The organism is Delftia sp. ZNC0008 (assembly GCF_000799035.1).
In the GTDB taxonomy this organism is placed as follows: Bacteria; Pseudomonadota; Gammaproteobacteria; order Burkholderiales; family Burkholderiaceae_C; genus Comamonas; species Comamonas tsuruhatensis.
Genome location: NZ_JTKZ01000654.1, coordinates 29770 through 52367 on the forward strand (window position 1 = coordinate 29770; position 22598 = coordinate 52367).

The following is a 22598-nucleotide window of genomic DNA, read 5'->3' on the forward strand; positions in this document are numbered from 1 at the left end:
CTATAGGCAACGGTGCTGACAAAGAGTGGCGCACGAAACTGGCGCACTCCAAAGTCGGAGACAGCGAGCAAGGGCCGCCCCGCCGCGAAGCTGTCGTCCCCCTCCCCCGCGAAGCGGGCAGGGAGGGGGAAGGCGCGAAGCGCCTCAGGGGGAGCCTAAACCTCTTCGCTCCAGCAAAAACCATCCCTCGCAATCATGGCGCTGGCTGCGCTGGGCCCCCAGCTGCCCGCCGCATAGCCGCGCGGCCCCGAGGTGTCGCTGCGCCAGTGCTGGAGGATGGGTTCCACCCAGCGCCAGGCCTGCTCCTGCTCGTCGCTGCGCACAAAGAGGTTCAGCCTGCCGGCGATCACGTCCAGCAGCAGGCGCTCGTAGGCGCCCACGCGCTTGGCACCGAAGCGCTGGTCGAAGTCCAGGTTCAGGTGCACGGGGGCCAGCGAAGGCTCGGCCTGCTGCTGGGTGGCGCCCTGTGCCAGCAGGTGCAGCTCCAGCCCGTCCTTGGGCTGCAGATTGATCACCAGGCGATTGGCTTCGGACAGGGGCGAGCGGAAGATCGGGTGGGGCACGGGCCGGAAGTTCACGACGATGCGCGCGTCCCTTCCTGCCAGCCGCTTGCCGGTGCGGATGTAGAAGGGCACGCCGGCCCAGCGCCAGTTGCAGATCTCGGTGCGCAGGGCGACGAAGGTCTCGGTCTGGCTGCCCGCCGCCACGCCTTTTTCCTGCTGGTAGGCGGATACGGGCTGGCCCTGGCTGGCGCCGGCCAGGTACTGGCCGCGCACCACGTGCTGGCTCAGGGTTTCCGGCGTCCAGGGCCTGAGCGACTGCAGCACCTTGAGCTTTTCGTCGCGGATGGCATGGGCCGATGCGTTGATCGGCGGCTCCATGCCGATGGCGCACAGCAGCTGCAGCGCATGGTTTTGCACCATGTCGCGCAGCGCGCCGGTCTGTTCGTAGAACGCGCCCCGGCTTTCCACGCCCAGTTCCTCGGCGATGGTGATCTGGATGTTGGCAATGGTCTCGCGCCGCCACAGCGGCTCGAACAGCGCATTGCCAAAGCGCAGCGCCAGAAGGTTCTGCACAGAGGGCTTGCCCAGGTAGTGGTCTATGCGGAACACCTGCTCTTCGCGCAGCACCTTGCGCAGCGTGGCATTGATGGCCTGGTTGGAGGCCAGGTCGTGGCCCAGCGGCTTTTCCAGCACCACGCGGGTGCGCGGGCCGTTCAGGCCCACGGCGGCGATCTGCTCGCAGACCGTGGTGAACAGGCTGGGGGCGGTGGCCACGTACATCACCACCGTTTCTGCGTCGCGCGCGGCCAGCGCCTGTGCCAGCTTCCCGTAGTCGGCGGGCTGCGACAGGTCCATGCGCAGGTAGTGCAGCAGGTCTGCGAAGCGGGCGAATTCCTCGGGGCTGGGGCGCTTGGACAGCTCGACGCCGTCAAAGCGCGACTGGATGAGGGCGCGGTACTGGTCGTCGCTCAGGTCATCGCGGGCCACGCACAGGATGCGGCCGCCCTCGGGCAGGGTGCCGTGGCGAAACGCCTGGAACAGCGCCGGCATGAGCTTGCGCCATGCCAGATCGCCCGTGCCGCCAAACAAGACCAGATCGAAACCCATGTTGCCTCCCGAGGTGAATATTTTGGTAACTTAGTTACCAATTTTTGAGGAAATCGAATAAATTATAGAGGCACCACGTCATTTGATTGAAGCTTCAGATGATGATTGTTGTAATTTGATTACTTCTCTGCAAGCAGCCCTGTCGGTGAACCCCATGCTTATCCGTTGCGATCACGCCCTCGCCTGGCCTCTTTTGCAAAACCACGCCCGGGCCGTGATGCCCGATTTCGACCTGCGCGGTGCCTTCGCCTCTGACCCCGCCCGGTTCGCGCGCTTCAGCCAGGAGGCTCCGCACTGCTTTGCGGACCTGTCCAAGAATCTGTGGGACGCGCAGGCCGAAGACCTGCTGCTGCAGCTGGCCCGCGATTGCGAGGTGGAGCGCCAGCGCGACGCCATGTTCGCGGGCGAGGCCGTCAACTCCACCGAGGGGCGTGCGGCGCTGCACACGCTGCTGCGCCATCCGCCCGGCAATGCGCCGCCGGGTCTGGCCTGGGCGCTGGCCCAGGTGCACGAGACGCTGGATGCCATGCTGGCCTATGCCGAGCGCGTGCGTGCGGATGCGGATATCACCGACGTGGTGTGCATGGGCATAGGCGGATCGGGTCTGGGGCCGCAGATGGCGGTCCAGGCGCTGCAAGGCCTGGGCGATGCGCGCCGGCGCATGCACTTCGTCTCGAACGTGGATGGCCACGCGCTGCAGGCCGTGCTCGTGGGCCTGCAGCCGCGCAGCACGCTGTTCATCGTGGCCTCCAAGGTGTTCAACACGCAGGAGACGCTGACCAATGCGCGCAGCGCACTCGACTGGTTCCACGCAAACGGCGGCAGCGAGGTGTCCCGCCATTTCGTCGCGCTGACCACCCATGCCGCTGCGGCGGCGCAGATGGGCATCACCACCACCTTCGGCTTCTGGGACTGGGTGGGCGGGCGCTATTCGCTGTGGTCGTCCATCGGACTGCCGGTGGCCGTTGCCGTAGGCGCTGCCGCGTTTCGCGCCATGCTGGCCGGTGCGCACGCCATGGACATGCATTTCCGCACGTCGCCGCTGCAGGCCAATCTGCCCGTGCGCCTGGGCCTGCTCGACGTCTGGTACCGCAATCTGCTGGGCTTTGGCAGCCGCTGCATCGCGCCCTACCACGCAGGCCTGCGGCGCCTGCCGGCCTATCTGCAGCAACTGGAGATGGAGAGCAACGGCAAGCGCGTGGACCGGCAGGGCCGGCCGCTGGCGCTGGGCTCGGCACCCGTGCTCTGGGGTGAGCCCGGCACGGATGGGCAGCATGCCTTCTTCCAGATGCTGCACCAGGGCAGCGACATCGTGCCGCTGGAGATCATTGCGGTGAAGCAGGCTTCGCACACCTTGCCAGGCCACCAGGAACAGTTGCTGGCCAACGCGCTGGCCCAGGCCCAGGCCCTGATGCAGGGGCGCGCCAGCGACGACGGGCACCGCCATTTCCCCGGCAACCGTCCCAGCAGCTTCCTGCTGCTGGACGCGCTCACGCCTGCGGCGCTGGGCGCGCTGGTTGCGCTGCAGGAGCACCGCGTGTTCGTGGCCGGCGCGCTGTGGGGCATCAACAGCTTCGACCAATGGGGGGTGGAGCTGGGCAAGCTGCTGGCGCGTGACCTTCAGCTGCGCCTGGGCAATGGCGACATGGCGGGGCTGGACGCCTCCACCGCCGGCCTGCTGCAGCGGCTGCGGGCCTGATGGCCTGAGGGCCTGGCCCCGCTCTACGCCTCCCGGAAGCAGTTGACCGGCAGCCCTGGCACCTCGACGCGGCAATGCATCAGCGCCCCGGCAGGCACGGCGGCCCGGCGTTCTTCCTCGGGGCGGCCGTGCGCGGCGGAGGTGATGTAGAGCGTGCGCAGGTCTTCTCCGCCCAGGCAGACCATGGTGGGGCAGCGCACGGGCGTCTCGATGCGCTGCACGACTTCGCCCTGCGGGTCCAGCCGCAGCACGCAGCCGCCTTCGTACATGGCCACCCAGTAGTGGCCCCGGGTGTCGACGCAGGCACCATCGGGCCGGCCGCCGTACAGGCGCCCTTGCGTGCGGGGCGCGAAGGCCTTCCACAGTGCGCGGGCGCCCAGCGTGCCGGTGTCCAGGTCGAAGGCAAAGCGGTCTATGCGGTGTGCGGGCGTGTCGGCCCAGTACAGCCATGCGTCGTCGGGGCTGAAGGCCAGCCCGTTGGCCGTGGTGCAGTCGCCTGCCATGCGCTGGACCGCGTAGCCGCCGTTGTCCACCGCGCGCAGGCACCACAGTGCCGCCTCGGGCGCGGTCTTGGGCGCGAACAGGGAGCCCGCCCAGAAGCGGCCGGCTCGGTCGCAGCGGCCGTCGTTGAGGCGGAACTGGCGTGGATCGTGGTCCAGGCCGGCCAGCATGGTGATGTGGCCGGTGGCCGGCTCCAGCAGGCCGAAGCCGTCTCGCAGGCCGATGACGATGCGGCCCTGGTCCGTGGGCGCGCAGCAGCCGGGCTCGCTGGGCGTGGCCCAGCTTTGCTGCTGGCCGCTGGCCGGGTCCCAGGCATGGATGCGCAGGCCCTGGATATCGCACCAGTAGAGCCGGCGATCAGCGGGGTGCCAGAAGGGCGATTCGCCCAGGGCGCTGGGAGGAACCGGGGCGATCTGCATGGCCATGGTCTGCTCGCTGGAAGTCATGGCCAGCATTCTAGGAGCGGCTCCCGCCAGACCGCTGCTCGCAGATAGTGTGTTGCGCAGATCAGGGATATCTCTAGCCAGGCATGTGCATAGAAGTATCGGCGGCCGGGCTGCCCGTACCAATGCACCCGCAGGCCTGTCCCCACAATCGGTCACCAGCGGCAGGGATGGACCGCGAAGACCACAGCATTCATTGCGAAGGAGACAGACATGCACAGCTTGCTCAGGGCGGGCGCGGCGCTGGCGGTGGCCGCATCGGCCGCCGGCGCACAGGCCGACACCGAACTCGTGATTGCGACCGTGAACAACGGCCACATGATCGAGATGCAGAAACTCTCTGCCCGCTTCGAGCAGGCCCATCCCGGCATCACGCTCAAATGGGTCACGCTGGAAGAGGGCATGCTGCGCCAGCGCGTGACCACCGACATCGCCACCAAGGGCGGCCAGTTCGACGTGATGACGGTGGGCCTGTACGAGGTGCCGATCTGGTCGAGGAATGGCTGGCTGCTGCCGATTGCCACCGATGCCGCCTATGACGCAGACGACTTGCTGCCTTCCATCCGCAAGGGCCTGTCGCACGAAGGCAGGCTCCACGCCCTGCCGTTCTATGGCGAGGCATCGATGCTCATGTACCGCCGTGATCTGGCCGAAAAGGCGGGTTTCACCATGCCCGCGCAGCCGAGCTGGGAGCAGGTGCTGGAATTTGCCGCCAAGGCCCATGATCCCAAGGCTGGCGTCTACGGCATCTGCCTGCGCGGCAAGCCGGGCTGGGGTGACAACATGGCCCTGGTCACCACCATGGTCAACACCCACGGTGGCCAGTGGTTCGACATGCAATGGAAGCCGCAGCTGGACACACCGGCCTGGAAGAAGGCGGTGGGTTTCTATGTGGAGCTGCTGAAGGCCTACGGGCCGCCCGGCGCATCGGCCAACAGCTTCAACGAGAACCTGGCGCTGTTCAACGAGGGCAAGTGCGCGGCCTGGGTCGATGCCAGCATTGCGGCCTCGTTCGTGGGCGATCCACGGCAGTCCAAGGTGGCCGGCAAGGTGGCGTATGCGGCCGCTCCCGTGGCTTCCACGCCCAAGGGGGCGACGTGGCTGTGGACCTGGAACCTGGCCATTCCCGCCAGCTCCAGGAAGGTGGATGCGGCCCAGGCCTTCATCAAATGGGCCACTTCCAAGGAGTATGTGCAGCTGGTGGCGCGCGAGCATGGCTGGCGCGCCGTTCCCACGGGCACGCGGCAGTCCACCTATGCGAGCGCCGAGTTCCAGAAGGTCGCGGACTTTGCCGGCGCCGAGAAAAGCGCCATCGACAGCGTGAGCCTGAGCGATGCGACCGAGCCGCGCTCACCCTACATCGGCGTGCAGTACGTGGCCATCCCCGAGTTCCAGGCCATAGGCATTGCCGTGGGGCAGCAAGTCAGTGCGGCGCTGTCGGGCAAAGCCACGGTGGAGCAGGCGCTCAAGACCTCGCAGACCCTGGCGGACCGCGAGATGAGGAAAAGCGGCTACTACAAGTGATGGCTGCCTCGATGCTTCGACCAAGCCCCGCGCCCATGACGCGCCTGCTGCCCCGCGCGCTCATGGCTCCCGCCGTGGCCGTGCTGCTGTGCTGGATGCTGGTGCCGCTGCTGATGACGGTGTATTTCTCGTTCGTCGACTACAACCTCATGCAGCCGGGCGGCCACCCCTTCGTGGGCCTGCGCAACTACGAGTTCTTCGTCACCGACCCGGACTTCATGCCCGCCGTGCGCCAGACCCTGGTGTTCCTGGCCAGCGTGGTGTCGATCACCGTGGTGCTGGGCGTGCTGCTGGCGCTGCTGGTCAACGAGCCATTTCCGGGCCGCGGCATGGTGCGCGTGCTGCTGATCTCGCCCTTCTTCGTGATGCCCGCCGTCAACGCGCTGCTGTGGAAGCACATGATGATGAATCCCATCTACGGCGTGCTGGCCAGCCTGTGCAGGGCGCTGGGCCTGGAGCCTGTGGACTGGCTGACCGAGGTGCCGCTGCTGTCCGTGGTCATCATGGTGTCCTGGCAGTGGCTGCCTTTTGCCTGCCTGATCTTCATCACCTCGCTGCAGTCGCTGGACCGCGAGCAGATGGAGGCGGCGCGCATGGACGGCGCCAATGCCCTGCAACGTTTCCACCACCTCACGCTGCCCCATCTGGCCCGCCCGATGGCGGTGGTGGTGATGATCGAGATGATCTTCCTGCTGGGCGTGTTTGCGGAGATCGCCATCACCACGGCGGGCGGCCCGGGCAACGAGAGCACCAACCTCACCTATCTCATCTACAAGCAGTCGCTGATGCATTTCGACGTGGGCGTGGCCTCTGCGGGGGCATTGTTCGCCGTGGTGCTGGCCAACATCGTTGCCGTCTTCCTGATCCGCATCGTCGGCAAGAGCCTGGACTGAGCGCATGACGGCCCCTTCACTTTCCACCGCCTTGCGTGCCGCCGCGGCCTGGGCGCTGGCGCTGCTGCTGTTCTTTCCGCTGGGCTGGCTGTTCCTGACCGCGTTCAAGACCGAGCTGCAGGCCATTGCCGTGCCGCCGCTGTTCGTGTTCGAGCCCACGCTGGCCAACTTCGGCGAGGTGCAGCAGCGCAGCAACTACCTGCTGCACGCGCGCAACTCCTTGGTCACCAGCCTGGGGTCCACCCTGGCGGGCCTGGCCATCGCCGTGCCCGCCGCCTACTCGATGGCCTTCTTTCGCACGCGGCGCACACGCGATGTGCTGATGTGGATGCTGTCCACCAAGATGATGCCCGCCGTGGGCGCATTGCTGCCCATCTACGTGCTGGCCCAGGGCGCCGGCCTGCTGGACACGCTCACGGTGCTGACCGTGGTCTTCACGCTGTCCAACCTGCCCATCATGGTGTGGATGCTCTACAGCGCGTTCAAGGACATCCCGCACGAGATCCTCGAAGCCGCGCGCATGGATGGCGCCGGCCTGTGGGCCGAGTTCCGCCATGTGGTGCTGCCGCTGGCGCTGGGCGGCATTGCCTCCACGGGCCTGCTGTGTCTGGTGCTGAGCTGGAACGAGGCCTTCTGGTCGCTCAACCTCAGCAGCGCGCGCGCCGGCACGCTGGCCACGCTGATCGCCTCCTACTCCAGCCCCGAGGGGCTGTTCTGGGCCCGTCTTTCGGCCGCCTCGCTTTTGGCCATCGCGCCCATCGTGGTGTTCGGCTGGTTCAGCCAGAAGCAACTGGTGCAGGGCATGACCTTCGGCGCCGTCAAGTAGCCGCTCTTCAAACCAAGAAAACCATGGCCTATCTGCAACTGCAAGACATGCGCAAGAGCTTTGGCGAGGCGCACATCATCCGTGGCGTGGACCTCGCCATCGAGCGCGGCGAGTTCATCGTCTTCGTCGGCCCCTCGGGCTGCGGAAAATCCACGCTGCTGCGCCTGATCGCGGGGCTGGAGTCCGTCAGCGCGGGCCATCTGCTGCTCGATGGGCGCGACATCACGCACGCGCCCTCGGGCCGGCGCGATCTGGCCATGGTGTTCCAGAGCTATGCGCTGTACCCGCACATGAGCGTGTACGACAACATGTCCTTTGCGCTGCGCCTGGCGGGCGTGCCGCGCAAGGAGATATTGCGCAAGGTCGGCCGGGCGGCAGAAACGCTCAATCTCACGGCCTGCCTGGAGCGCCGCCCGGGCGAGCTGTCGGGCGGGCAGCGCCAGCGCGTGGCCATCGGACGCGCCATCGTGCGCGAGCCCAAGGTCTTCCTGTTCGACGAGCCGCTGTCCAATCTGGATGCGGCGCTGCGCGGCAACACGCGCGTGGAAATCCTCAAGCTGCACCGTGCATTGGGCGCCACCACCATCTATGTGACGCACGACCAGGTGGAGGCCATGACCCTGGCCGACCGCGTGGTGGTGATGCGCGACGGCGCCATAGAGCAGGTGGGCTCTCCTCTGGAACTCTATGACCGCCCGGCCAACCGCTTTGTCGCGCAGTTCATCGGCATGCCGCCGATGAACCTGCTGGCGGCCCATGCCGTGCCGGGCCTGTCGGCCAGCACGCAGGGGCGCTTGCCGCGGGACGGCACGCTGGGCATACGCCCCGAGGCGCTGCGCCTGTCCCGGGCAGATGCAGGTCCCGGTGATGGGGCTGGCGTCCAGGGGCGCGTGGACCTGATCGAAGCCTTGGGTGCCGACACGCTGGTCCATGTGGATGTGGCCGGCGTGCCGCTGGTGGCACGCCAGACCGAGCGCATGCCGCTGGCCGTGGGCGATGGGGTGAGGGTGTCCCTCGACCCGGGCTGCATGCTCCATCTGTTCGACCGCGATGGCCGTGCGCTGGCGGCCTGCTGAGCCTGGCGGCCGAGCCCTGCCTTCTTCTTTCCGTCTCTTCCCATCCCTTTGTCCGGGACACCATGAACGCGACTGCCCCATCCCTTTCCCGCCCCACGGTGCTGCACCTGGGGCTGGGCTCTTTCCATCGCGCGCACCAGGCTGCCTACCAGCAGCGATTGATGGATGCGGGCGACACGCAGTGGGCGCTGGTGGGCGCCAACCTGCGCCCTGACATGGCGCAGACGCTGGACGCCCTGGTGCGACAAGGCGGTGCCTACACGCTGGAGACGATTGCACCCAACGGCACGGTGCACTACCAGTGGATGGATGCCTTGAGCGAGGTGATTCCGTACGCGCCCGGGCTGGCCGCCGTCGTGCAGCGGGGCGCCTGGCCGGCCACCCGCATCATCTCCTTCACGGTCACCGAGGCCGGTTACTGCCTGGATGGTCAGGGAGCGCTCGACGCCGCGCATCCCGATCTGGCGCAGGACCTGGAGCGCGCACGCCGGGGCGAGGCGGGGACCACCCTCTATGGCGTGCTCTGCGCCATCCTGCAGGCGCGCCGCGCCACCGATGCCGGCCCCGTCACGCTGCTGAGCTGCGACAACCTGCGCCACAACGGCGACCGCCTGCGCGCCGGCCTGCTGGCCTTCATGCGCCAGGCACAGCTGCATGGGCTGGCCGACTGGGCACAGCGGCATACCAGCTGCCCCAACGCCATGGTCGATCGCATCACTCCCCGCCCGCCACCGGAGCTGCGCGCGCGCGTGCTGGCCGCCACCGGCCGCGACGACGAGGCCGCGGTGATGGCCGAGCGCTTCACGCAATGGGTGATCGAGGACCGCTTCATTGCCGGGCGCCCCGCCTGGCAGACGGTGGGCGTGGAGCTGGTGCCCTCAGTGGCGCCTTACGAAGAGGCCAAGATCCGCATCCTCAACGCCAGCCACAGCTGCATCGCCTGGGCCGGGACGCTGGCGGGCCTGGAGCATATCCACGAAGGCTGCGCCGTGCCCGCGATACGCCAGATGGCCTGGGACTACGTGACCCGGGATGTGATCGCCTGCCTTTGCGCACCGGGCCGGCCCAGCCCGCTGGACCTGCCGGCCTACCGTGACACGGTGCTGGAGCGCTTTGGCAATGCGGCCCTGCGCGACACCAACCAGCGCGTGGCGGCCGATGGGTTTGCCAAGATCCCCGGCTTCATCGCGCCCACGCTGCGCGAGCGGCTGGAGGACAACGCCGCCATCGATGCCGCGGCCATGCTGCCAGCGCTGTTCCTGGCCTTCCTGCAGCGCTGGCACCGGGGCACACTGCCCTATGCGTACCAGGACCAGGCCATGGACCCGGCGGTGGCGCATGCCATCTGCGCGGCGCCCGATCCCGTGGCCTCGCTGTGCGCCGAGCCGCTGCTGTGGGGCGAGGTGGCAGGCCATCCGCAGCTGGTGGAGTCGGTGCGCCGGGCCTCGGAGCGGGTACGGGCATTTGTGGACAGAACCGAAACATGCACAAGGCGGAGCTGACATGCGCATAGCCATCGTGGGCGAGGCCCTGATCGATTTCACCGCCACGGGTGGCCTGGCCTTCCAGGGCCATGAGGGCGGGGCGCCCGCCAATGGCGCCATCGCGGCGGCGCGGCTGGGGCAGGCCACGGGCCTTGTCTCGCAGCTCTCGGAGGACCTCTTTGGCGAGCGCCTGTTCGCGCACCTGCAGCGCAACGGCGTGGACATGCGCCTGGTGCAGCGCTGCAGCGCGCCCAGCACGCTGGCCTTTGTGGAGCGCGGCGAACACACCAACCGCTATGCCTTCTACATGCAGGGCACGGCCGACACGCTGTGGGCGCCTGCCGAGCTGCCGAAGTTGCCGGACGAATGCCGCATCCTGCAGTTCGGCTCCATCGCGCTGCTGCATGCGCCGGCGGGGCCGCGCATCCTGGATCTGGTGGCCGCGCAGCGCGGTCGGCGCCTCATCGTCTTCGACCCCAATGTGCGCCCTACGCTGATCCGCGATGCGCAGGCCTTCCGGCGCGACTGCCGGGACTGGCTGGCCCTGGCCGACCTGGTCAAGCTCAGCGACGAGGATGCGGCCTTCATCGCGCCCGGTCAGCCGGTGCTGGAGGCTGCCGGGAGCTGGCTGTCGCGCGGGCCCAGGGCCGTGGTGCTCACGCAGGGGGCCGAGGGCGCCACCTTGCTGCGCGCAGGCCGCGCTCCGCTGTCGGTGCGCCCGCCTGCAGTGCCGCTGGCGGACACCATCGGCGCGGGCGACACCTTTGGCGCGGCACTGTCCGTGGCGTTGCTCGAGCGCGGCGTGAAGCAGGCGCAGCAGTTGCAGTCCCTGCCAGATGCCGCGTGGCGCGAGGTGCTGCGCTTTGCGGCCACGGCAGCCGCGCTCAACTGCACGCGCGCCGGCGCCCAGCCGCCCTGGCGTGCGGAGCTGGATGCCGCGCTTGCGGGCCTGGATGCTGCGCAGGCGCAGCAGCACCACAGGGCGTAGCGGCCGCCGGTGTTACCGTGCGCCCTGTGCCCGTCTCATCGTCCCTGATTGACCGACTGCCATGCCCAGCACACGCCGCCGCCCGCCGCGCCAGCGCCATCCCGAACTGGAGCGCGACTTTGTCCGCACGCCCGCCCTCGGCTATGAAGACGTGGAGGGCAGTGGCCTGGTGCGCTGCCTGGCGCATGGTTTCCCGAGTCCGCTGGTGCGCTGGCATTTCCATGACGAGTACGAGCTGCATCTCATCACCCACACCTCGGGCCGTGCCTTCGTGGGTGACTGGATAGGGCCGTTCGAGCCGGGCCACCTCGTGCTGTGCGGGCCGCGCCTGCCGCACAACTGGATATCGTTCGACGTGCCCGAGGCCGGCGCGCCCGAACGCGATCTCGTCATCCTGTTCAACCACGATCCCATTGCCCGTGCGGCCGAGCAGATCCCCGAGATGCGCGAGGTGCTGCAGCTGCTGGACCGCGCGCGCCACGGCATCGAGTTCTTCGGCATGGCCGAGGCAGCGCGCGTGCACTGGGAGGCGGTCCGGGGTGCGCGCGGCATGCGCCGCTTCACGGCCTTTTGTGATCTGCTGTCCGATCTTTCCGAATGCACCGACTACCGGCTGCTGTCGGCCGTGCAGATGCAGGGCGTGCAGGCCGAGGCCCAGGTGGACCAGATCAACGAGGTGGTCAACCGCATCATGGCGCGCGTGAACGAGCCGCTGAGCCTGGCGGACGTGGCGGCCGAACTGGGCATGAGCGAAAGCCGCTTCAGCCGTTTCTTTCGCCGTGCCACAGGCAACAGCTTCACCGACTTTGTCAGCCGCGTGCGCATCAACAGTGCCTGCCATCTGCTCATGCAGACCGATTGCTTCATCGCCGATATCTGTTTTCAGGTCGGCTTCAGCAATCTGGCCAACTTCAACCGGCGCTTCCTTGAAATCAAGGGGATGACGCCCTCGGAATTCCGCAGGCAGGCCGAAAGCCGCTTCGGCGCGGGCTGAGGCGGGCGAGGGACCTGGAATCCGGGAAAGAAGGGGTGTGGTATTGCGCGCCACATGGGTAGAGCCCTTATTGCCGCGCTGGCACAGATCGATATGCTGGGTTGCGAAAAACACATGTTCCGCACCGGATCCGTGGCCAGTTTGTGACCACGATCAAGGAATGTGTCTTCCTCTGCGCGCAGGGGCGAAAGCAGGGTTCCTGACGATATCAATCACAGGGGGCCCCATTGTAGAATCCGCCGAATTTTGCGCTTTCAACAACAGAACCACGCCCTCGATATGAAGTTGCTTGCCTCTTTGCTGACGGCTGCCATTCTTGCTGCAGCCCCCGCCTTTCCCGCTTTCTCCGCTGGCGAGGCACCTGCTGCCCCGGCTCAGCCGAAGGCGGCCAAGGCCGATCTGGCGAAGGGCGAGGCCAGCTACACCGCCGTCTGCGCGGCATGCCATGCGGCCGACGGCAATTCGACGGTGCCCATCCAGCCCAAGCTGGCCGGCCAGCATCCCGAGTACCTGGTCAAGCAGTTGCTGGAGTTCAAGGACGACAAGCGCAAGGACCCGGTGATGAAGGGCTTTGCCAGCATGCTCAGCGAGCCTGACATGAAGAACATCGCCGCCTGGCTGCATGCGCAAAAGCCCAAGGACGGCTTTGCCAAGGACAAGGACCTGGTGGCCATGGGCGAGCGCATCTACCGTGGTGGCATCCAGGAGCGCAACATCGCCGCCTGCGCAGGCTGCCACAGCCCCAACGGCGCCGGCATCCCGGCCCAGTACCCGCGTCTGGCCGGCCAGCACGCCGACTACACCACCACCCAGCTCACGGCCTTCCGTGACGGCAAGCGCGGCAATAGCATTCAGATGACGCAGGTTGCTGCCAAGCTTAACGATCGCGAAATCAAGGCCGTGGCAGACTACATCGCTGGCCTGCGTTGATGTGCTCCCGGAACCGATGCGGTTCCCAGGGTAATCACCGGGAACCTATTGCCCTATAGACGCCCCAAGCCAGGCGGGTCCATCGCATGAATGCAGATGGTCCCGCTTTTTTCATTCGGGTTTTGGTTTTTCGCTCTTCATGTCAGACAACTCTTCCGGTGCCGCTCTTGCCTCTCCCCGCCCGCAGGCCGCGCGCGCGATGCTGGAGCTGCTGGCATCGATGCGCTTTGCGATCTCGCTGCTGACGGTCATCTGCATTGCCTCGGTGATCGGCACCGTGCTCAAGCAGCATGAGCCGGTGGGCAACTACGTCAACCAGTTCGGACCGTTCTGGGCCCAGCTGTTTCTTGCGCTCAAGCTCAATGCGGTCTACAGCGCCTGGTGGTTCCTGCTGATCCTGGCCTTTCTGGTGATCAGCACCTCGCTGTGCGTGGCACGCCATGCGCCCAAGTACCTGGCCGATCTGCGCAGCTACAAGGAAAACGTTCGCGAACAAAGCCTCAAGGCCTTCGGCCACCGTGCGCAGAATGTGGTGCCCGGCAGCACCGAGGAAGCCGCCAGGCGCCTGGGCCAGCAGCTGGTGTCGGGCGGCTGGAAGGTGCGGCTGCAGCAGCGGGACACGGCGGCCGGTCCCGGCACGGGCTGGATGCTGGCGGCCAAGGCGGGCGCGGCCCACAAGCTGGGCTACATCGCCGCCCATGGCGCCATCGTGCTGATCTGCCTGGGGGGGCTGTTCGACGGTGACCTTATCGTGCGTGCGCAGATGTGGCTGGGAGGCAAAACACCTTATACCGGCGGTGGCCTGATCTCCGAGGTGTCCGAGCAGCACCGGCTGAGCGAACGCAACCCCACCTTCCGCGGCAACCTGCTGGTGACCGAGGGCGGCACGGCGGGCACGGCCATCCTGTCGCAGTCCGATGGCGTGCTGCTGCAGGAGCTGCCCTTTGCGGTGGAGCTCAAGAAGTTCATCGTCGAGTACTACTCCACGGGCATGCCCAAGCTGTTTGCCAGCGAGGTCGTCATCCACGACAAGGCCACGGGCGAGAAGCTGGAAAAGCGCATCGAGGTCAACCACCCGGCCAGCTACCGCGGCATCGAGATCTACCAGTCCAGCTTTGATGACGGCGGCTCGTCGGTGAAGCTGCATGCCGTGCCGCTGGAGGCCGGGACCAAGCCCTTCGATGTCGAAGGCGTGATTGGCGGCTCCAGCCAGTTCACGCGCAAGCTCGCCGACGGCAAGGACGAGGCGCTGACGCTGGAGTTTGCCGAGCTGCGCACCATCAACGTCGAGAACTTCGGCGGTGCGGGCGGCGCCAGTGGCAGCGCCACCGATGTGCGCAAGGTGGACCTGAAGCAGGCCATCGACGAGCGCCTGGGCGCGGCCCACAAGACCGTGACCAAGAAGGAACTGCGCAACATCGGCCCCAGCATCCGCTACAAGCTGCGCGATGCCGCGGGCCAGGCGCGCGAGTTCCAGAACTACATGCTGCCCGTGGACACGGGCGACGGCCAGCGCGTGTTCCTGCTGGGCGTGCGCGACAACCAGGCCGACGCCATGCGCTATCTGCGCATTCCCGCCGACCCCGAAAGCGAAATGGACACCTTCCTGCGCCTGCGCAGCGCGCTGCAGGATCCCAAACTGCGCGAGCAGGCGGCCCGGGCCTATGTGGCCAAGGCCATCGATTCCTCGCGCTCCGAGCTGAGCGGTGCGCTGGCGCAGTCGGCCACCAAGGCGCTGGAGCTGTTCGCGGGACAGACCGACAAGAAGGGTCCCGATGGCAAGCCGCTGGGCGGGCTGCAGGCCATCTCCGATTTCATGGAAAGCAATGTGCCCGCGGCCGAGCGTGAACGCGCGGGCGAGGTGCTGGTGCGCATTCTCAATGGCGTGCTGTTCGAGATGGCCCAGATCGTGCGGGCCCAGGCCGGCCAGGCACCGCTGGAGCCCAGCGAGCAGACGCAGTCCTTCATGACACAGGCCGTGTTCTCGCTCAGCGACGCGCAGTTCTACCCCGTGCCCATGGTCTTCATGCTGCAGGACTTCAAGCAGGTGCAGGCCAGCGTGTTCCAGGTGGCGCGTGCGCCGGGCAAGAACGTGGTGTATCTGGGCTGCCTGTTTCTCATCATCGGCGTGTTCTGCATGCTGTACGTGCGCGACCGCCGCATCTGGATCTGGCTCACGCCTCGCGATGGCCAAAGCCATGCCGAAATGGCCTTGTCCACCAATCGAAAAACGCTCGATGGTGATAGAGAATTCGCCATGCTGGCCGGCAAGCTGATAGGCGCCGAGCCCATCCACAAGAAACCCCCCGGAGGTTCCGCATGAACACCGCCACCACGACGACTTTGACGCTCAACGAGGGCTTCTTCGCCCGCCGCAACTGGTTCGACTGGGTGTTTGCGGCCCTCGTGGCGGCGGGGCTGCTCTATGCGCTGCAGCGCTATGGCGAGTACATGGATGTCTACGAGAAGTGCATCCTGGTCGGCACCATTCCCGCGGCCATCTGGCTGGGCTGGTTCTGGCGCTCGCTGCGGGCGCTGATGCTGGTGGTGGCCGGGCTGTCGCTGCTGGCCATTGCGCTGTACCAGGGGCCGGAGGGGGCGCAGCTGGCGCGCTCGGACACGGTGTTCGGCCTCAAGTACTTCCTGTCCAGCCAGTCGGCCATCCTCTGGATGAGCATGGTGTTCTTCATCAGCACCGTCTTCTACTGGATCGGCATGTTTGCGCGGGGCGAGGGCACGGCGCTGTCGCTGCTGGGCTCGCGCCTGGCCTGGCTGGCCGTGACGCTGGCGCTGGTGGGCACCATGGTGCGCTGGTACGAGAGCTATCTGATCGGCCCTGACGTGGGGCACATCCCGGTCAGCAACCTCTATGAAGTGTTCGTCATGTTCTGCTGGATGACGGCGCTGTTCTATCTGTACTACGAACAGCACTACGACACGCGCGCCCTGGGTGGCTTCGTGATGCTGGTGGTCAGCGCGGCCGTGGGCTTTTTGCTGTGGTACACGCTGGTGCGCGAGGCGCACGAGATCCAGCCTCTGGTGCCGGCGCTCAAGAGCTGGTGGATGAAGCTGCATGTGCCGGCCAACTTCATCGGCTACGGCACCTTCGCGCTGGCTGCCATGGTCTCCTTCGCCTACCTCATCAAGCAGCAGGCCACGGAGACGCGCTGGTACAAGCTCGCCCCGCTGTGGATGCTGGGCGTGGTGCTGTGCTTCGAGCCCATCGTTTTCCGCAAGGGTGCGACCGACAACGGCGGCAGCTACTGGATGGTGTACTTCGGCGTCTCGGCGCTGATCGTGGCCGGCATCCTGCTGGCGCGCAAGCGCATCGCCGAGCGGCTGCCCAGCTTCGAGCTGCTGGACGATGTGATGTACAAGTCCATCGCCGTGGGCTTTGCCTTCTTCACCATCGCCACCGTGCTGGGCGCGCTGTGGGCGGCCGAGGCCTGGGGCGGTTACTGGAGCTGGGACCCCAAGGAAACCTGGGCGCTGATCGTCTGGCTCAACTACGCGGCCTGGCTGCACATGCGCCTGGTCAAGGGCCTGCGCGGCACCGTGTCCGCCTGGTGGGCGCTGGGCGGGCTGGCCATCACCACCTTCGCCTTCCTGGGCGTGAACATGTTCCTGTCGGGACTGCACAGCTACGGCGAGCTGTGATCCGCTGCTGATTCGGACCGCCGCCGAACAAAGGGCTGCATGCGCCGGCGCGCATGCAGCCCTTTTTGTATCCGGCTCTTTTTCATGGCAGTTGAGGCTGGGGCGTAGCATGGAACTTGCGCGGGCCTGCAAGGCTCCCAATCGTCATGCCGCCCGGCACCCCTGCCTCAGCAGGCACTTTCGGAGATTCCCATGCTGATCCGCTCCCACGACAACGGCTTCCAACATCCGCAAGGCAGCGAAATCACGCCCCGGGCGAGCTACCTGCAGCGCCGGGCCTGGCTGCAGTACCTGGCCGCAGGTTCGGCCGGTGCCGCCTTGCCGGGCTGGGCGGCAGGCGTGCAGCGCCCCGGCAAGCTGGCGGCGCTGGCTTCCGTGCCTTCGCAGGTGCCGGGTGCGAACTCCATGGAGCGCGTCACCGCCTATGCCGATGCGTCGCAGTACAACAACTTCTACGAATTCGGCCTGGACAAGGACGATCCTGCCAAGAACGCCCACACGCTCAAGACGCGGCCGTGGACGGTGAAGATCGAAGGCCTGGTCCAGCAGCCGCAGACACTGGACCTGGATGCGCTGCTCAAGCTCGCACCGCTGGAAGAGCGCATCTACCGGCTGCGCTGCGTGGAAGGCTGGTCCATGGTGATTCCCTGGGTCGGCTATTCCCTGGTCGAGCTGCTGCGCAAGGTGCAGCCGCTGGGCAGTGCCAAGTACGTGGAATTCGTGACCCTGGCCGACAAGGCGCAGATGCCGGGCCTGCGCAGCGGCGTGCTGGACTGGCCTTACACCGAGGGGCTGCGCCTTGATGAAGCCATGCACCCGCTGACGCTGCTGGCCTTCGGCATGTATGGCGAAGTGCTGCCCAACCAGAATGGCGCGCCCGTGCGGCTGGTCGTGCCGTGGAAATACGGCTTCAAGAGCGCCAAGAGCATCGTTGCCATCCGCCTGACTGACAAGGAGCCGGGCACGGCCTGGAACAAGGCGGCGCGCAACGAGTACGGCTTTTATTCCAATGTGAATCCGGACGTGCCGCACCCGCGCTGGAGCCAGGCCACGGAGCGGCGCATTGGCGAGGATGGCCTGTTCGCCAAGAAGCGCAAGACGCTGCTGTTCAACGGCTACGAAGCCCAGGTCGGCCAGCTCTACACGGGCATGGATCTGAAGAAGTTCTATTGATGCGGCCCATGCAATGACGGTGTTACAGCGCCTTTTGCTGCACCGGGCGGCCAAGCCGCTGGTGTTTCTTGTGTGCCTGCTGCCGTTTGCGTGGCTGCTGGCCGGAGCCATCCTGAACACTCTTGGCGCCAATCCGGCCGAGGCCCTGCTGCGCTCCACGGGGGACTGGACGCTGCGCTTTCTGTGCGTGGTGCTGGCCGTGACACCGCTGCGCCAGGCGCTGGGGCTGACGGCGCTGGCGCGCTTTCGGCGCATGCTGGGCCTGTATGTGTTCTTCTACGCCGTGCTGCACCTGCTGTGCTATGCGTGGTTCGACATGGGGCTGGACTGGGGCGAGATCGTGCTCGACATCCCCAAACGCCCGTTCATCCTCGTGGGCTTTGCGGCCCTGCTCTTGCTGACCGCGCTTGCCGCCACATCGCCGCACCGTGTGCTCCGGGCCATGGGCGCAAAGCGCTGGCAATGGCTGCACCGCTGCATTTATGCGGTGGCGCCGCTGGCCCTGCTGCATTTCTTCTGGATGCGCGCGGGCAAGAACAACTTCGCCGAGGTCGGCGTATACGCCGCCATTCTTGCGCTGCTGCTGGGCTGGCGTGTGGCCCATGCACTGCGCCGCCGGCGCGCCAGAAGCTAGCCCGCGACGGCGCGCAGGGCAGGGCGCAACTGGCGGGTGACGGGGTCGATGTCCGCCATGGGCAACTGGTAGTTGCGCTGGTCGAACAGATCAATGCCGCACTGCAGGCCTTCCAGCCAGTTGAACAGGTCGGCAATCGCCTTGGCGCCCATGATGGGTGCGCCGTGCTGGGGCACGATCATGTCGATGGGCAGCTGGCGCGCCATCTGCACCCACAGCCGCAGGATCTTGTTGGAGACCATGTAGCGGCGGTGAAAGCCTTCCATGCGCGCGATGTGCGGCACCAGATCGGTCACCGGCACCTGTGCCTCGATGCCGTTCATCAGGGACACGCCCAGGTCGCCCGTAAACAGGATACGGCTGACGGGATCGTAGAAGTGGAAGTTGCCCTCGGCATGCAGGAAGTGGGCGGGCAGCAGGTGCAGCTCATGGCGGCCCAGCGGCAGCCGGCCGCCGGCGTCCGGCACGCCGATCACGCGGTTCTCGGTCTTGCCGACCTTGGTGAAGTGGGGCGCAAAGCGCTCCCAGATGCGCGAGATCACCAACTGGGCCTTGGTGCTGGTCATCCAGCGATCCAGCGAGGCAATGATGTCGGGATCGGCGTGGGAGGCAATCAGATAGGAAAGCTTGTGCGGCGCGAAATGCCGAGACATGCCCATGAACAGCTCGTTGAACGCGAGATTGCCGCCCGGATCGATGATGGCGCCCGTGTCATCATCGACGATGAGGAACTGGTTGGCCTGGATGGCCTGTCCATCTTCCTCGATGAGGTCGGTGAACATCAGGCAGGCGTGGTTTTTGTCTCGGTAAAGCTCTACGGGCATGGCGGGTTGTCGAGGGACAAGATGCGGTCACTCTAAGCGCCATGCCATGCAGCGGGGTTGACGTGCATCAAGCCGCAGTGCGGCTGCCGCGTCAGTCGGCCTGTGGCCTGCGGGAGTCCGAGGCGCCCGTGGGCGTGGAGCTTTCCTCGACGGCTGCATTGGAGGGGCCGGTCGGCAAGGTGGTGGGCGCCGGTGCGGGCGTTGCCCGCTCGGCCGGGCTGGAGATGCCCAGGGTCTGCGGCAGCGTGGCGCGGTGGCTGGCGGCTGGCGAGCTGGGCAGGAACAGAGGCCCCTTCTGCCCACAGGCCGCAAGGGACGCCGCACAGGCCCCAAGGGCAATGCACCTGACTAGAATTTGCGAGGCTTTCAACATAAGCGAATTGTAATGACCGACCAAGAATTTCTGGACCTTGCCGAACGACTGCTGCTGGCGGTGGAGCAAGACTGCGATCGCATCAACGATGAAACCGATGCCGACCTCGATGCCCAGCGCGTGGGAGGCATGGTGACCCTGGTCTTTGCCAACCGCAGCCAGATCGTGATCAACCAGCAAAAGCCGCTGCACGAGATCTGGCTGGCCGCCAAGGCCGGCGGCTTCCACTACCGCTACGACGCGTCGCAGGGCGCCTGGCTCGATACCAAGGGCGCGGGCGAGTTCTTCGCCAACCTGAGCCGCTACGCCACCGAGCAATCGGGCCTGGCGCTGCAGTTCTCGGCGCGCTGAGACCCCGGCTTTCGGCTGGCTCCAAAAGAAAAGCCCGGCATGGCCGGGCTTTCTTGCGTGGTCGACCGCCTCAGTTGCGGAACAGGTCGAGGATGCGGTTGCGCTCCTCGGTGGCGGGCGGGGGCGTGGCGCCTGCGGCGCTGCCCGTGGATGCACTGTCCATGCCCAGGCTGCTGACGCCGCCGTTGCGCGCGTTTTCCTCGTAGTACCACTCGCCGCCCATGTTCACGACGCCGGGCGGCACGGGCATCTCGGCCACGGGAACGCCCTTGAGCGCGTGCTGCATGAAGCTGATCCAGATCGGCAGGCTCAGGCCGCCGCCGGTCTCGCGGCTGCCCAGGTTGCGCGGCGTGTCGTAGCCGATCCAGGATACGGCGGCCAGCGTGGGCTGGAAGCCCGCAAACCAGGCATCCACCGAATCGTTGGTCGTGCCGGTCTTGCCATACAGGTCGGGGCGCTTGAGCGTGGACTGCGCGCGCGCTGCCGTGCCCACGCGCGCCACGTCCTGCAGCAGGCTGTCCATGATGAAGGCGTTGCGCGCGTCGATGGCCTGGGGCAGTTCCTGCACCGGGGGCGGTGTGAATTCGGACAGGATGCGGCCCTTGTGATCGGTGACGCGGGAAATCAGCCAGGGATTGACGCGGTGGCCGCCGTTGGCGAACACGGAGTAGCCGGCCGCCAGCTGCAGCGGCGTGACGGCACCTGCGCCCAAAGCCATGGTCAGGTAGGCCGGGTGCTTGGCGGCATCAAAGCCGAAGCGCGTGACCCACTCCTGGCCCTGCTTGGGTCCCACGGCCTGCAGCAGCCGGATGGAGATCATGTTCTTGGACTTGTTCAGGCCCGTGCGCATGGTCATCGGCCCGTCGTAGCGGCTGTCGTAGTTCTTGGGCTCCCAGGGCTGCCCCCCAGTCACGCCCGCACTGAAGAACAGCGGCGCGTCATTGATCATGGTGGAGGGCGAGAAGCCCTTTTCCAGCGCCGCGGAGTAGATGAAGGGCTTGAAGGCCGAGCCGGGCTGGCGCCAGGCCTGGGTCACATGATTGAACTTGTTCTTCTGGAAGTCGAAGCCGCCGATCAGGGCGCGCAAGGCGCCCGTCTGGGGAACCAGGGCCACGAAGGCGCCTTCCACCTCGGGCAGCTGCGTGATTTCCCAGGTGTTCTTGGGCGTCTTGACCACCCGGATCACGGCGCCGGGACGGATCTTGATGTTGGGCGGTGCCTTGGGGTTCAGGCCCGATTCGGCAGGCTTGAGGCCTTCGCCCGTGATCTCGATCTGCTCGCCGTCGGCACGGGCCGCCAGGATCTTGCGCGGGTTGGCATCCAGCACCACGGCGGCGAGCACGTCTCCGTTGTCGGGGTGGTTGGCCAGGGTGTCGTCGATGGCGTCTTCACGGTCCTCGGCGTCGGCGGGCAGGGCCACGAACTTCTCGGGGCCGCGGTACTTCTGGCGGCGCTCGTAGTCCATGATGCCGCGGCGCAGCGCGGCGTAGGCGGCTTCCTGTTCGCCGGCATTGATGGTGGTGTAGACGTTCAGGCCGCGCGTGTAGGCCTCGTTGCCGTACTGGGCAAAGATCAGCTGGCGCGCCATTTCGGCCACGTACTCGGCATGCACCCGGGTGTTGAAGGAGCCTGTGCGGATCTTCAGCGGCTCGGCCTTGGCTTCAGTGGCCTGGGCCGCCGTGATGAAGCCGTTTTCCTCCATGCGCTCGATGATGTAGAGCTGGCGCGAGCGGGCGCGCTTGGGGTTGCTGATCGGGTTGTAGGCCGAGGGCGCCTTGGGCAGGCCGGCCAGCATGGCCGCTTCGGCGACGGTGATGTCCTTGAGCGGTTTGCCGAAATAGGCTTCACAGGCGGCGGCAAAGCCATAGGCCCGATTTCCCAGATAAATCTGGTTCATGTAGATCTCGAGAATCTGGTTTTTGCTCAGCAGATGCTCTAGCTTGAAAGTCAGTAAGACTTCGTAAATTTTGCGTGTAAAAGTTTTCTCGGAAGACAGATAGACATTGCGTGCCACCTGCATGGTGATGGTCGATGCGCCCTGGCTTTTCACGCGGCCCAGATTGGCCAGCGCGGCGCGCGCCATACCTTTGTAGTCGACGCCACCGTGCTCGAAAAAGCGGGTGTCTTCAATGGCCAGCACCGCGTCGGTCATCACTTTGGGGATGTCCTGGATGGGTGTCAGCGTGCGCCGCTCCTCGCCGAACTCGCCCAGCAGGGCGCCTTCGCTGGAGTACACGCGCAGCGGCAGCTTGGGCCGGTAGTCGGCCAGCTCGGACACGTCGGGCAGGTTGGGGTAGGCCATGGCCAGGGCCACGGCCACGGTCAGCATCAGGGCCAGCGCGCCGGCGACGGCGATGCCCGCCAGCCATAGCAAGGCCTTGGGAAACCAATGCATGGGCTTGGACGGAGCGGAGCGAGGCTTTCCAGCCTGGGGTTCTCGGGAGTCTGAGGACGGCATGTCGCAGGGAGTGCTGAGGAGTGCCGCATTATAAAAATGCGTTCCCCAGGGGGTCGGTAGGAGGCGGCTGCACACGGTTGCCAGCATGGCCGCAAGCCTCGCATCCTAAGCCAGGCGTACAGGCCGACATGCAAGCAGGGGTGCATTCCTGTCGCATTTG

At 66.6% G+C, this 22598-nt stretch carries 19 protein-coding genes; 14 read left to right on the forward strand and 5 right to left on the reverse strand.

Annotated elements, in window-relative coordinates; translation table 11 throughout:
* Nucleotides 1-155: 155 nt before the first annotated feature.
* A complete protein-coding gene (zwf, locus tag L995_RS21315; RefSeq protein ID WP_047473554.1) occupies nt 156-1610 on the reverse strand; it encodes a glucose-6-phosphate dehydrogenase in 1455 nt (484 codons plus the stop codon).
* Nucleotides 1611-1764: 154 nt separating this feature from the next.
* Here zwf and pgi point away from each other — a divergent pair, with 154 nt between their 5' ends.
* On the forward strand, nt 1765-3309 hold the full coding sequence (gene pgi / locus L995_RS21320) for a glucose-6-phosphate isomerase (protein ID WP_047473556.1): 1545 nt from the start codon (nt 1765-1767) through the stop codon (nt 3307-3309).
* A gap of 23 nt (nt 3310-3332) precedes the next feature.
* On the opposite strand, the gene L995_RS21325 is transcribed toward pgi, so the two are convergent.
* A complete protein-coding gene (locus tag L995_RS21325) occupies nt 3333-4235 on the reverse strand; it encodes an SMP-30/gluconolactonase/LRE family protein (RefSeq protein ID WP_026062015.1) in 903 nt (300 codons plus the stop codon).
* Nucleotides 4236-4466: 231 nt separating this feature from the next.
* Between L995_RS21325 and L995_RS21330 the strand changes: the two genes are divergently transcribed.
* The 12 genes from L995_RS21330 to L995_RS21385 all read left to right on the forward strand — a co-directional run bounded on the left by L995_RS21330 (nt 4467) and on the right by L995_RS21385 (nt 18432).
* A complete protein-coding gene (locus L995_RS21330; protein ID WP_047473560.1) occupies nt 4467-5777 on the forward strand; it encodes an ABC transporter substrate-binding protein in 1311 nt (436 codons plus the stop codon).
* Nucleotides 5778-5812: 35 nt separating this feature from the next.
* On the forward strand, nt 5813-6670 hold the full coding sequence (locus tag L995_RS21335) for a carbohydrate ABC transporter permease (protein WP_016445524.1): 858 nt from the start codon (nt 5813-5815) through the stop codon (nt 6668-6670).
* Between the two features lie 4 nt (nt 6671-6674).
* Complete coding sequence (locus L995_RS21340; protein ID WP_026062016.1) at nt 6675-7496, forward strand: carbohydrate ABC transporter permease; 822 nt, start codon at nt 6675-6677, stop codon at nt 7494-7496.
* Nucleotides 7497-7519: 23 nt separating this feature from the next.
* Complete coding sequence (locus L995_RS21345; protein ID WP_047473565.1) at nt 7520-8572, forward strand: ABC transporter ATP-binding protein; 1053 nt, start codon at nt 7520-7522, stop codon at nt 8570-8572.
* Nucleotides 8573-8634: 62 nt separating this feature from the next.
* Nucleotides 8635-10074 carry a D-arabinitol 4-dehydrogenase gene (dalD, locus tag L995_RS21350; RefSeq protein ID WP_047473575.1) on the forward strand — a complete coding sequence of 480 codons (1440 nt, stop codon included), beginning with the start codon at nt 8635-8637 and terminating at the stop codon, nt 10072-10074.
* Between the two features lies 1 nt (nt 10075).
* Complete coding sequence (locus L995_RS21355; protein ID WP_047473577.1) at nt 10076-11044, forward strand: carbohydrate kinase family protein; 969 nt, start codon at nt 10076-10078, stop codon at nt 11042-11044.
* A 61-nt stretch (nt 11045-11105) separates the two neighbouring features.
* Nucleotides 11106-12038 carry an AraC family transcriptional regulator gene (locus L995_RS21360; RefSeq protein WP_047473579.1) on the forward strand — a complete coding sequence of 311 codons (933 nt, stop codon included), beginning with the start codon at nt 11106-11108 and terminating at the stop codon, nt 12036-12038.
* A gap of 279 nt (nt 12039-12317) precedes the next feature.
* Nucleotides 12318-12968, forward strand: a complete 651-nt coding sequence (locus L995_RS21365; protein WP_016445530.1) for a c-type cytochrome — start codon at nt 12318-12320, stop codon at nt 12966-12968.
* A gap of 139 nt (nt 12969-13107) precedes the next feature.
* Nucleotides 13108-15291 carry a cytochrome c biogenesis protein ResB gene (locus tag L995_RS21370; protein ID WP_034364832.1) on the forward strand — a complete coding sequence of 728 codons (2184 nt, stop codon included), beginning with the start codon at nt 13108-13110 and terminating at the stop codon, nt 15289-15291.
* Entirely contained in the window at nt 15288-16625 is a 1338-nt protein-coding gene (gene ccsB / locus L995_RS21375) for a c-type cytochrome biogenesis protein CcsB (protein WP_016445532.1), read from the forward strand. The genes L995_RS21370 and ccsB overlap by 4 nt, the downstream gene beginning before the upstream one ends.
* Nucleotides 16626-16817: 192 nt before the next feature.
* Entirely contained in the window at nt 16818-17798 is a 981-nt protein-coding gene (msrP, locus tag L995_RS21380; protein WP_047473582.1) for a protein-methionine-sulfoxide reductase catalytic subunit MsrP, read from the forward strand.
* Between the two features lie 13 nt (nt 17799-17811).
* Complete coding sequence (locus tag L995_RS21385) at nt 17812-18432, forward strand: sulfite oxidase heme-binding subunit YedZ (protein ID WP_026062808.1); 621 nt, start codon at nt 17812-17814, stop codon at nt 18430-18432.
* On the opposite strand, the gene L995_RS21390 is transcribed toward L995_RS21385, so the two are convergent.
* Both L995_RS21390 and lptM read right to left on the reverse strand, forming a co-directional pair.
* Nucleotides 18429-19256 carry an MBL fold metallo-hydrolase gene (locus L995_RS21390; protein WP_012207382.1) on the reverse strand — a complete coding sequence of 276 codons (828 nt, stop codon included), beginning with the start codon at nt 19254-19256 and terminating at the stop codon, nt 18429-18431. The genes L995_RS21385 and L995_RS21390 overlap by 4 nt on opposite strands.
* A 91-nt stretch (nt 19257-19347) precedes the next feature.
* A complete protein-coding gene (gene lptM, locus L995_RS33325; protein ID WP_082254145.1) occupies nt 19348-19629 on the reverse strand; it encodes an LPS translocon maturation chaperone LptM in 282 nt (93 codons plus the stop codon).
* Nucleotides 19630-19641: 12 nt separating this feature from the next.
* Between lptM and cyaY the strand changes: the two genes are divergently transcribed.
* Nucleotides 19642-19980: an iron donor protein CyaY gene (gene cyaY, locus L995_RS21400; RefSeq protein ID WP_017406663.1), complete on the forward strand. Its 339-nt coding sequence runs from the start codon at nt 19642-19644 to the stop codon at nt 19978-19980.
* 70 nt (nt 19981-20050) lie between these two features.
* On the opposite strand, the gene L995_RS21405 is transcribed toward cyaY, so the two are convergent.
* Nucleotides 20051-22375: a penicillin-binding protein 1A gene (locus tag L995_RS21405; protein WP_017406662.1), complete on the reverse strand. Its 2325-nt coding sequence runs from the start codon at nt 22373-22375 to the stop codon at nt 20051-20053.
* Between the last annotated feature and the right edge of the window lie 223 nt (nt 22376-22598).

What these genes read in the sequence shown, in the direction of transcription:
- zwf (WP_047473554.1), bottom strand. Translation starts at nt 1,610, where the DNA reads ATGGGTTTCGATCTGGTCTTGTTTGGCGGCACGGGCGATCTGGCATGG.
- pgi (WP_047473556.1), top strand. Translation starts at nt 1,765, where the DNA reads ATGCTTATCCGTTGCGATCACGCCCTCGCCTGGCCTCTTTTGCAAAAC.
- L995_RS21325 (WP_026062015.1), bottom strand. Translation starts at nt 4,235, where the DNA reads ATGGCCATGCAGATCGCCCCGGTTCCTCCCAGCGCCCTGGGCGAATCG.
- L995_RS21330 (WP_047473560.1), top strand. Translation starts at nt 4,467, where the DNA reads ATGCACAGCTTGCTCAGGGCGGGCGCGGCGCTGGCGGTGGCCGCATCG.
- L995_RS21335 (WP_016445524.1), top strand. Translation starts at nt 5,813, where the DNA reads ATGACGCGCCTGCTGCCCCGCGCGCTCATGGCTCCCGCCGTGGCCGTG.
- L995_RS21340 (WP_026062016.1), top strand. Translation starts at nt 6,675, where the DNA reads ATGACGGCCCCTTCACTTTCCACCGCCTTGCGTGCCGCCGCGGCCTGG.
- L995_RS21345 (WP_047473565.1), top strand. Translation starts at nt 7,520, where the DNA reads ATGGCCTATCTGCAACTGCAAGACATGCGCAAGAGCTTTGGCGAGGCG.
- dalD (WP_047473575.1), top strand. Translation starts at nt 8,635, where the DNA reads ATGAACGCGACTGCCCCATCCCTTTCCCGCCCCACGGTGCTGCACCTG.
- L995_RS21355 (WP_047473577.1), top strand. Translation starts at nt 10,076, where the DNA reads ATGCGCATAGCCATCGTGGGCGAGGCCCTGATCGATTTCACCGCCACG.
- L995_RS21360 (WP_047473579.1), top strand. Translation starts at nt 11,106, where the DNA reads ATGCCCAGCACACGCCGCCGCCCGCCGCGCCAGCGCCATCCCGAACTG.
- L995_RS21365 (WP_016445530.1), top strand. Translation starts at nt 12,318, where the DNA reads ATGAAGTTGCTTGCCTCTTTGCTGACGGCTGCCATTCTTGCTGCAGCC.
- L995_RS21370 (WP_034364832.1), top strand. Translation starts at nt 13,108, where the DNA reads ATGTCAGACAACTCTTCCGGTGCCGCTCTTGCCTCTCCCCGCCCGCAG.
- ccsB (WP_016445532.1), top strand. Translation starts at nt 15,288, where the DNA reads ATGAACACCGCCACCACGACGACTTTGACGCTCAACGAGGGCTTCTTC.
- msrP (WP_047473582.1), top strand. Translation starts at nt 16,818, where the DNA reads ATGCTGATCCGCTCCCACGACAACGGCTTCCAACATCCGCAAGGCAGC.
- L995_RS21385 (WP_026062808.1), top strand. Translation starts at nt 17,812, where the DNA reads ATGACGGTGTTACAGCGCCTTTTGCTGCACCGGGCGGCCAAGCCGCTG.
- L995_RS21390 (WP_012207382.1), bottom strand. Translation starts at nt 19,256, where the DNA reads ATGCCCGTAGAGCTTTACCGAGACAAAAACCACGCCTGCCTGATGTTC.
- lptM (WP_082254145.1), bottom strand. Translation starts at nt 19,629, where the DNA reads ATGTTGAAAGCCTCGCAAATTCTAGTCAGGTGCATTGCCCTTGGGGCC.
- cyaY (WP_017406663.1), top strand. Translation starts at nt 19,642, where the DNA reads ATGACCGACCAAGAATTTCTGGACCTTGCCGAACGACTGCTGCTGGCG.
- L995_RS21405 (WP_017406662.1), bottom strand. Translation starts at nt 22,375, where the DNA reads ATGCATTGGTTTCCCAAGGCCTTGCTATGGCTGGCGGGCATCGCCGTC.